Origin of the sequence: Aliivibrio sp. S3MY1 (genome assembly GCF_028765575.1) — a bacterium.
Taxonomy (GTDB): domain Bacteria; phylum Pseudomonadota; class Gammaproteobacteria; order Enterobacterales; family Vibrionaceae; genus Aliivibrio.
This window is the reverse complement of sequence record NZ_JARACO010000046.1, coordinates 1-7,828: the sequence shown is the minus strand read 5'-3', so window position 1 is coordinate 7,828 and position 7,828 is coordinate 1. Positions and strand designations below refer to the sequence as shown.

10 protein-coding genes are annotated in these 7,828 nt (G+C 34.5%); all 10 read left to right on the top strand.

Annotation, left to right across the window (positions count from 1 at the left end; genetic code table 11):
- Window positions 1-307: 307 nt before the first annotated feature.
- Window positions 308-496 (top strand): YgjV family protein, encoded by a 189-nt coding sequence (locus tag PVK62_RS16780; RefSeq protein ID WP_274445517.1) that lies wholly within the window; start codon window positions 308-310, stop codon window positions 494-496.
- A 166-nt stretch (window positions 497-662) separates the two neighbouring features.
- Window positions 663-1,001, top strand: coding sequence for a YgjV family protein (locus PVK62_RS16775; protein WP_274445516.1), 339 nt, complete (start codon window positions 663-665; stop codon window positions 999-1,001).
- A gap of 169 nt (window positions 1,002-1,170) precedes the next feature.
- Window positions 1,171-2,040: a hypothetical protein gene (locus PVK62_RS16770; protein ID WP_274445514.1), complete on the top strand. Its 870-nt coding sequence runs from the start codon at window positions 1,171-1,173 to the stop codon at window positions 2,038-2,040.
- A 152-nt stretch (window positions 2,041-2,192) separates the two neighbouring features.
- A complete protein-coding gene (locus tag PVK62_RS16765) occupies window positions 2,193-2,747 on the top strand; it encodes a non-canonical purine NTP pyrophosphatase (protein ID WP_274445513.1) in 555 nt (184 codons plus the stop codon).
- Window positions 2,747-3,535 (top strand): SIR2 family NAD-dependent protein deacylase, encoded by a 789-nt coding sequence (locus PVK62_RS16760; protein WP_274445512.1) that lies wholly within the window; start codon window positions 2,747-2,749, stop codon window positions 3,533-3,535. The genes PVK62_RS16765 and PVK62_RS16760 overlap by 1 nt, the downstream gene beginning before the upstream one ends.
- 1,304 nt (window positions 3,536-4,839) lie before the next feature.
- Window positions 4,840-5,505, top strand: coding sequence for a hypothetical protein (locus PVK62_RS16755; RefSeq protein WP_274445511.1), 666 nt, complete (start codon window positions 4,840-4,842; stop codon window positions 5,503-5,505).
- Between the two features lie 164 nt (window positions 5,506-5,669).
- Window positions 5,670-6,314 (top strand): hypothetical protein, encoded by a 645-nt coding sequence (locus tag PVK62_RS16750; RefSeq protein ID WP_274445510.1) that lies wholly within the window; start codon window positions 5,670-5,672, stop codon window positions 6,312-6,314.
- Window positions 6,315-6,510: 196 nt separating this feature from the next.
- On the top strand, window positions 6,511-6,756 hold the full coding sequence (locus PVK62_RS16745) for a Rho-binding antiterminator (protein WP_274445509.1): 246 nt from the start codon (window positions 6,511-6,513) through the stop codon (window positions 6,754-6,756).
- A gap of 313 nt (window positions 6,757-7,069) precedes the next feature.
- Window positions 7,070-7,414 carry a type II toxin-antitoxin system RelE/ParE family toxin gene (locus PVK62_RS16740; protein ID WP_017020975.1) on the top strand — a complete coding sequence of 115 codons (345 nt, stop codon included), beginning with the start codon at window positions 7,070-7,072 and terminating at the stop codon, window positions 7,412-7,414.
- 4 nt (window positions 7,415-7,418) lie between these two features.
- Entirely contained in the window at window positions 7,419-7,721 is a 303-nt protein-coding gene (locus tag PVK62_RS16735) for a helix-turn-helix domain-containing protein (protein WP_274445508.1), read from the top strand.
- Window positions 7,722-7,828: the final 107 nt, after the last annotated feature.

Sequence of the window (7,828 nt, the reverse complement as noted above, 5' to 3'; positions counted from 1 at the left end):
GCGTTATATTTCCAAGATGTTAACGGTTAACCGTAACAAAAGGTAATTATAGGTTTGTTTTTTTAATTTTAACATATAGAATTACCCCCAATGATTTATCACCACAGCTATGAGGGTTTTTACTATGAGTTCATTAGTCAGTCAAATATCCTCAATTTATTTCAATTATCTTCCTCAGGTTCAAGCTGTAGCAATATATCTCCCCAATAAATAGTATTTTAAAAAGATAGCTCAAGATATCAGGATTACTTTGAGTGCATTATCTTAATTTTACTCATTAAATTTTCTATTTGTTGATGGAGGACTTATGTCCTTTTTTATTATTTCTCAGATATTGGTAGGTTTAGCTGCTTTATTCGATATCGCATCATTTCAATTTACAAATCGTAAGACACTTTTATTAGCACTAAGTATTTCAGCGTTATTAATTGCTGCCCATTTTGCCTTACTAGAAGAGTGGACCGCTGCATGCTTACTTGTGATTGGTGCAGGGTAAGAGCGTGAGTTGAAATTTTGTTGAGAATGTAATTCTTTGTCAATTTGTAACGTTATTATTAAGTAAAATTTAATAGTATCTCAACTCTATTGAACTCGGTTACTTATGCAAAACGTCAGGTTAATATTTTAATGAACAAAAGTTAGCCATTCACGCTCTCGCCCTGGTGATTGGTGCATCTCGTTACTTTGCAGGGATCTTTATATCGGATCCAAGAATGAAATGGTTGTTTTATTTTGTGACAGTATTAGGCACTATTTTAACGTTCAATGGCATCACTAGTGTACTAAGTTGTATTGCTTCGTTATTTCATACTAAAGCCTCATTCATGCATAACGATAAACTTATGCGCTGGCTAATGGTTTTTGGGACAGTAGTTTGGGGAGCTCATGACATCATTGTTGGCTCGCCAGTGGCAGTGTTAATAGACATTTTATTTATAATAAGTAGTGCTATTGGTTATTATCGTATTTATATAAAGAGCACAGTGCTGATAGGGCAATAATCAAGTAGATTTAGAAATATAACAAATGCATCAACACGATTTGCTACATTCGGCATTCTAGGTTTCTTTGAGTTTACCGTATTAAGTGGTAAATTTGGATTTAATCTGCATGGTAGCAAACGTGTTATGCAGGCGTTATATTATAAGTGTAAAATATAGGATTACAAATATGTATAAAAATAAAAAGCTTTGGTGTTATTTGAACATTAGTAATCCAATAGTTGCTTGGGAAGTCGCGATTGGAAGAATATCGTCAATTGACAGCTCACCAGATATAGAAGAAAAATATAGGCGTTCATTTTTATCTCTATGGCAATACTCTAAGTTAAAAAACTCACAAAAACATTCCGATTGGAGTTATTTTGAACAAGAAATGAGAATAGACATTATTAGGCATCGTGATTTTCCACAGAAAGTATCTAGATTACGAGGGTGTTACTTTTTTGAGAGCAAAGAAATGGCAATCAATGTAGTGAAATACTTTAATTGGAAAGGATTTAATAAGGACTTTTTGTCTGAAATCGATTTTGTTTACGAATCTGAAAATGATATCTCGACTTATGATTCTGCTTGGATTAGTGACAATATGACTGATGATGAGATAAGATCTTATCTTAATGGCGATACCAAATATGAATCTCCAGCATCAGAATTAATTTGTTACGGACGAGGGCTAGTTTTAAATCACCTTGTAATAAGTAAAGCTGATGAAATTGCTAGGAAGGCATTTCCAAAATCAACTTTATTATTAGATAGTGCTAAATTTATTTTTAATGATCGTTTTCTTGGACGATTTAATGCAACTAAAGTTTTTGATTGGGACGCATATCATGCAGCACAAATATCACCTTTTTTACTTACTGCAGATAAAGATAATTTAAAGGTAGAAATCATAGGGAGTCAAAATGCTTATTCTCGATATGGCGTGCTGAAAACTGATGATGATATTGAAGTTTGTCAACCAGACTTTACAGATTATACATTTATAATCCCAAAAAAAGTATTCTTTAAATCATATCGTAAATTATCAATAATATAACAATCGCATCAACACGATTTGCTACACTCGGCGTTGTCAGTTTGCCTTTAGTTTCAGTGATTAAGGCGTTAAAATTCAACTAAGTCTGTATCGTAGCAAACGTGTTATGCAGGCGTTAGTTGTAATCAGTTGGCAGGAATGAAGTAATAATAATGAAAATAAGATTCGTAACAACAAATCCATTAAAGGCAAAAGAAGTTGAGACTATTATTGGTGATATAGGAGTCTCTATTGTTCATGCGCCTATCAAAATTCATGAAATTCAAACTGAGAATATCGAAGATATAGTTAGGGATAAAGTACTTAAGGCTTTTCAGCAAATTGGTCGTCCAGTATTTATTGAACATACAGGGTTATACATAGAAAGCCTTTCAGGCTTTCCTGGCGGGTTAACTCAGGTCTTTTGGGATAAATTAGGACCAGATAAGTTTTCTTCGTTATTTGGTAAATTAGAAAACACAGCGCTCAAAGCTAAAACTGTTATTGCTTATTGTGATGCGAAAAATATTAAGTTATTTGAGGGTGAAATAAACGGAAATATTTCACCTGAACCTAGAGGCAATCAGGAGTTTCAATGGGATTGCATTTTCATTCCCGAAGGTCATGATCTTACTTTTGCTGAATTAGGTGAAAAAAAGAATGATATGTCTATGAGAAAAAAGGCCTTTGAAAAATTTTCTAAATATTTAGTGGAGAATGTACTTTAATGGATGATTTAATTCGGTCGTACAAAGAAGGTAACGTAATTCTATTTGTTGGCGCAGGTGTATCTAAAAACCTCGGTTTGCCAACATGGTCTGAATTGATTAATAAAATAGCAACAGAGCTTGGTTATGATCCTGATATTTATAAAACATTTGGTGAAAGCTTAGCTTTAGCTGAATATTATCGTATAAAAAAAGGGACAATAGGACCACTAAGAAGCTGGATGGACACAAATTGGCATTCAAGTGATGTGGATTTACCATCATCTGAGATTCATAAATCAATCGCTAATGCTAAATTTCCAATTATATATACAACGAATTACGATCGTTGGATTGAACGATCTTTAGAGTTATATCAAAAAGATTATACGAAAATCGCTAGCGTATCTGATATACCACAAATAAAAGATGGTGTAACACAAGTAATCAAATTTCATGGCGATTTTGATAACGATGAGTCAATTGTTCTCGATGAGTCAAGCTATTATGAAAGACTGGAGTTTGAATCCCCTCTAGATATAAAACTGAGATCTGATGTGCTCGGCAAATCTGTCTTATTTGTGGGTTATAGTTTAGCGGATGTAAATTTACGCTTCTTATTTTATAAATTAGCAAAGCTGTGGAGTTCAAATAAATGCGGAGGGACTCAGCCTAAGTCTTATGTATTTACTCATCGACCTAACCCGGTTCAAGAAGCAATATTAGAACAATGGGGCATTAAAATGATCACATCTCACGAAGATGACCCTCAAAAGGCACTTTTGGAGTTCCTTACTAAATTTAAGTAATTACAACTAACAAATGCATCAACACGATTTGCTACACTCGGCGTTGTCAGTTTGCCTTTAGTTTCAGTGATTAAGGCGCTAAAATTCAGCTAGGTTTGCATAGTAGCAAACGTGTTATGCAGGCGTTACACGAACTAAAGATAGCAGTTTTTTGGCTCAGTTCAGCGATAGAACCATTCGATTTTTAGATGTAAAAGTAGGGTGGTTTTCCTTCTTCTTTGTTTCCTTTTGGTGTTTGTTTCATCAGGTTCGGCAATTGACCATTATTGCCAAAAGTTCATGGATTTCAGAAACTAATTCACGCTTCAATTGTTCATAGTTTTGCCTCATTTTATTCTGAATCAGTGTTTTCCTCGCAGCATTTTCAATCCCAATTGTGGCAAGGATATTTGGTTTATTAGCTCCAAACTGGCTGAAAGCAATTCGTACAAATGGTGTAAGAAAAAGGGATTGTTTCGTTTCACAGTTATTGCCGTTGAAATGATATTTTGCTCGCTAAATTGAACCAGTCTAATTAAACTCAGTTTACAGTAAATCTTGGTAAATCAGTTCTTTACCAATTAAAGCGAAGCGTTGACAAAGATCGTGTAACAAAGCAATCAACACGATGCTAATTACACTCGGCGTTTGTGGTTTGGAGTGTAATTGGTTTTGAAAGTCGGTCGTTTGCACGTGTTATTGCGGCGTTACACGAACTCTAAGATTGCAGTTTTTTTGCTCAGTTCAGCGATTGAGCCGTTAGTTTTTTAGGCGTGAAAGTAGGGTGGGTTTCCTTTTTCTTTGTTGCCTTTTAATATTCGTTTTATCAGGTTCGGCAATTAACTATTATTGCCAAAAATTCATGGGTTTCAGAAACCAATTCAGGCTTCAATTGTTCATGGTTTTGCCTCATTTTATCCTGCGTCAGTGTTTTCCTTGCAGCATTTTTAATCCCAATTGTGGTAAGGATATTTGGTTTATCAGCTTAAAACTTGCTGAAACCAGATCGTACAAATAGCGTAAGAAAAAGGGATTGTTTCGTTTCACCGTTATTGCCGTTGAAATGATATTTTGCTCGCTAAATTGAGCCAGTCTAATTAAACTTAGTTTCCAGTAAATCTTGGTAAATCAGTTCTTTACCAATTAAAGCGAAGCGTTGACAAAGATCGTGTAACAAATGCATCAACACGATTTGCTACATTCGGCGTTGTCAGTTTGCCTTTAGTTTTAGTGATTAAGGCAGTAAAATTCAGCTAAGTCTGTATCGTAGCAAACGTGTTATGCAGGCGTTATGGCACCGGTTATTAAAAAGGTTTGGTGGTTAAATGAAAAAAATAATGGCAGCTTGTTCTTCAGAAATTAGTGTGGTTATTGATGTATTTTCAATGATTAAAAAAGCTAAATTTGATTTCCAACAATTTAGAGTTAAAAGTTTTTTAACTGGTGTGCAATTAAATACTGAGAGAATGACGGAAAAAGAAAGAGTTGAGTTTAAAAATAAATGTTTAAGTGAAGCAGGACAAAAATTAGCTGCTGATTTTGCCTTAGCAGTAACTGAGACACCAAGTGAAATTATATTAGGAGCTTATGCATTACTTTTTTCATCTGATCCTGACTTTTCATTTACAGATGCACAGATTGAGCGCTTTGTATTATGCACTAAAGGTTTAAGTGACCGAAAAATAAAACTTTTTATGAAACTATGTGCCTTGAAGCCGATTGATTGTGAATTAGTTTATCCTTTATATACTATTGGAAGTCATAATTACACTGAGGTTAATTTAGACTTCGAGGTCGATGAAATTAATGCATATGCCCAAGAGTTCTTCAATCGTGGTTTATTATTACAGGATCCTCAAGTTGACTTTGGTGTTAGCTACATGGCAGATGTCCCATCAAAAGACTCGTGGTTAATTAGGTTTGGTATTAGTGATACGTTAAAGAGGTATTCTTCATTACTAAATAAAGTAGAATATCTGCTCAATGAGTAGTGCCATAACAATCGCATCAACACGATTTGCTACATTCGGCATTCTAGGTTTTCTTTGAGTTTACCGTATTGAGTGGTAAATTTGAGCTTGAACTGTATGGTAGCAAACGTGTTATGCAGGCGTTAGGCCACTAAGCGTAAGTATTTAAGTTAAGGGATAAATAATTGATTTTAAATGAATGTGTAAATGATATTCCTTGGGTTGATATCTTATCAGGAGTATCGTCTATAGCAACAGTACTCGCAACGATTGTCGCTTATCGAGCATTGAATACTTGGAAAAAAGGTGCATTACTGGAAAAGCGTATAGATAGCCTTGATCATGTCAGTGAAACGATATTCATATTATATCGAAATTTGTGCGAAGTCTTAATCGAGGTTGAAGTTCAGAATATTTCTATCGAGCTGTCTAATGATGATCTATCATCCGAAGGGAAAGAGTCGGAAATTAAAAACTATTTGGTTCACTTAGCTTATCTAGACTCTAAAAAGTTGAGAGAGCTGTTGAATAAAGTTGAACCACATATTGATGAGCTGGAATTGAGTTTTTCCAAGCTAAATCGCCTAGATGGACGAAAGCAAAAAGGGTTACATAAATCATTTGATACAATAAAGAATATTTACCACAAGCTTGTATTGCGAACTCAAGTACTCAGTTACGCTTCAACTTGTGAAATAAATGATAAGTTAATTGCTAGAGTACATGCTGTTTTAGAGCAAAATATAACTGAATTACAAGAAGAACTTAATACATCAAAGGCTAACATGACGCATTATATTGAAGTTTTATATAAAATATTGATTTCGTAGCCTAACAATTGCATCAACACGATTTGCTACATTCGGCATTCTAGGCTTCTTTGAATTTAGCGAGTTAAGTGGTAAATTTGAGCTTAATCTGCATGGTAGCAAACGTGTTATGCAGGCGTTATGTGTTTTTTTGAGATTATTGCAATAACCAGTATTCAGGCTTAAAGTAAGTAATCCATTTTCAGAGGTAAATCTTATGATAAGTTGCAATGAATATGATTATATTGAAATCGTCTGCTTATGCCGATATCCAGTTAGGTTAACGATGAAAGTGGGTGAGTCTATCAAAGGCGTTGCTCTTGATACATCACGTAATGAAAGTAAGAATGAATGTATCAAACTCAATACTAATGAAACTGAAATTCTAGTTGAATTAGATGGTATCTCTAAACTGGAAGTTTTAGTTGATAATCCACATTTTTCTGAGGTTATCTTTAAATAATATCTAAATATTCATAATATTTCTGTGAGTCGGTTTATTTGGGTAATCTACTTTTTAGTATTACAGCGCTCCCTTTGAGAGGGAAAAATTTGGCTTATAAGAACACACATAACAAATGCATCAACACGATTTGCTACACTCGGCGTTGTCAGTTTGCCTTTAGTTTCAGTGATTAAGGCGTTAAAATTCAGCTAGGTCTGTATAGTAGCAAACGTGTTATGCAGGCGTTATAAGTACAAATTTGCATCAATACTTGATAATAGGTTTGAACCTATATAATATGTGGCCTATATTAAGGTTGTAGGGAATTATTATGTGGGAAGTTATTACTACGGATACATTTGATGAATGGTTTGATTCACTAAACGATTCAGAACGTGCAAATGTGATCGCAGGTATGTTGTTACTTCAAAATAAAGGTCCGCACCTTTCTAGGCCTTACGCTGATACTGTTTATGGCTCGAAGTTTACAAATATGAAAGAGCTTCGTGTTCAAAGTAACGGTGACCCATTGAGAGCATTTTTTGCTTTCGATCCTGAGCGTAAAGGTATTTTATTATGTGCTGGTAACAAAGGCGGTAATGAAAAACGTTTTTACAAACAGATGATCCCAATAGCAGATCAAGAATTTCAAGCTCATTTGAATAATAGAGGGTAATAATATGGCTCGTACACTTCAAGAAATAATGGCGAATGAAAAGCCAGAAGTTGTTGCTCAAGCTCAAGAGTTGGCAACAGAAATTTTATTAAACATTCATTTAGCAGAGTTACGTGAAAGGGCTGCTTTAACTCAGAATGAATTAGCTCTAGCTATGGGTGTAAAACAACCGACTATTTCTGGTATGGAAAAAGTAGGGCAAGATATTAAATTGTCATCACTTAAAAAATATATTGAAGCAACGGGTGGCAAGTTACGTCTTGATGTTGAAATGTCAGATGGTAGTCACTTTGGTTTTGCGGTGTGATGTACTTATAACAAATGCATCAACACGATTTACTACACTCGGCAATCTCAGTTTGCCGGGTGTTTCTCGTTTTAAGGCGTCAATTTTAAGTATAATCGCATAGTAGT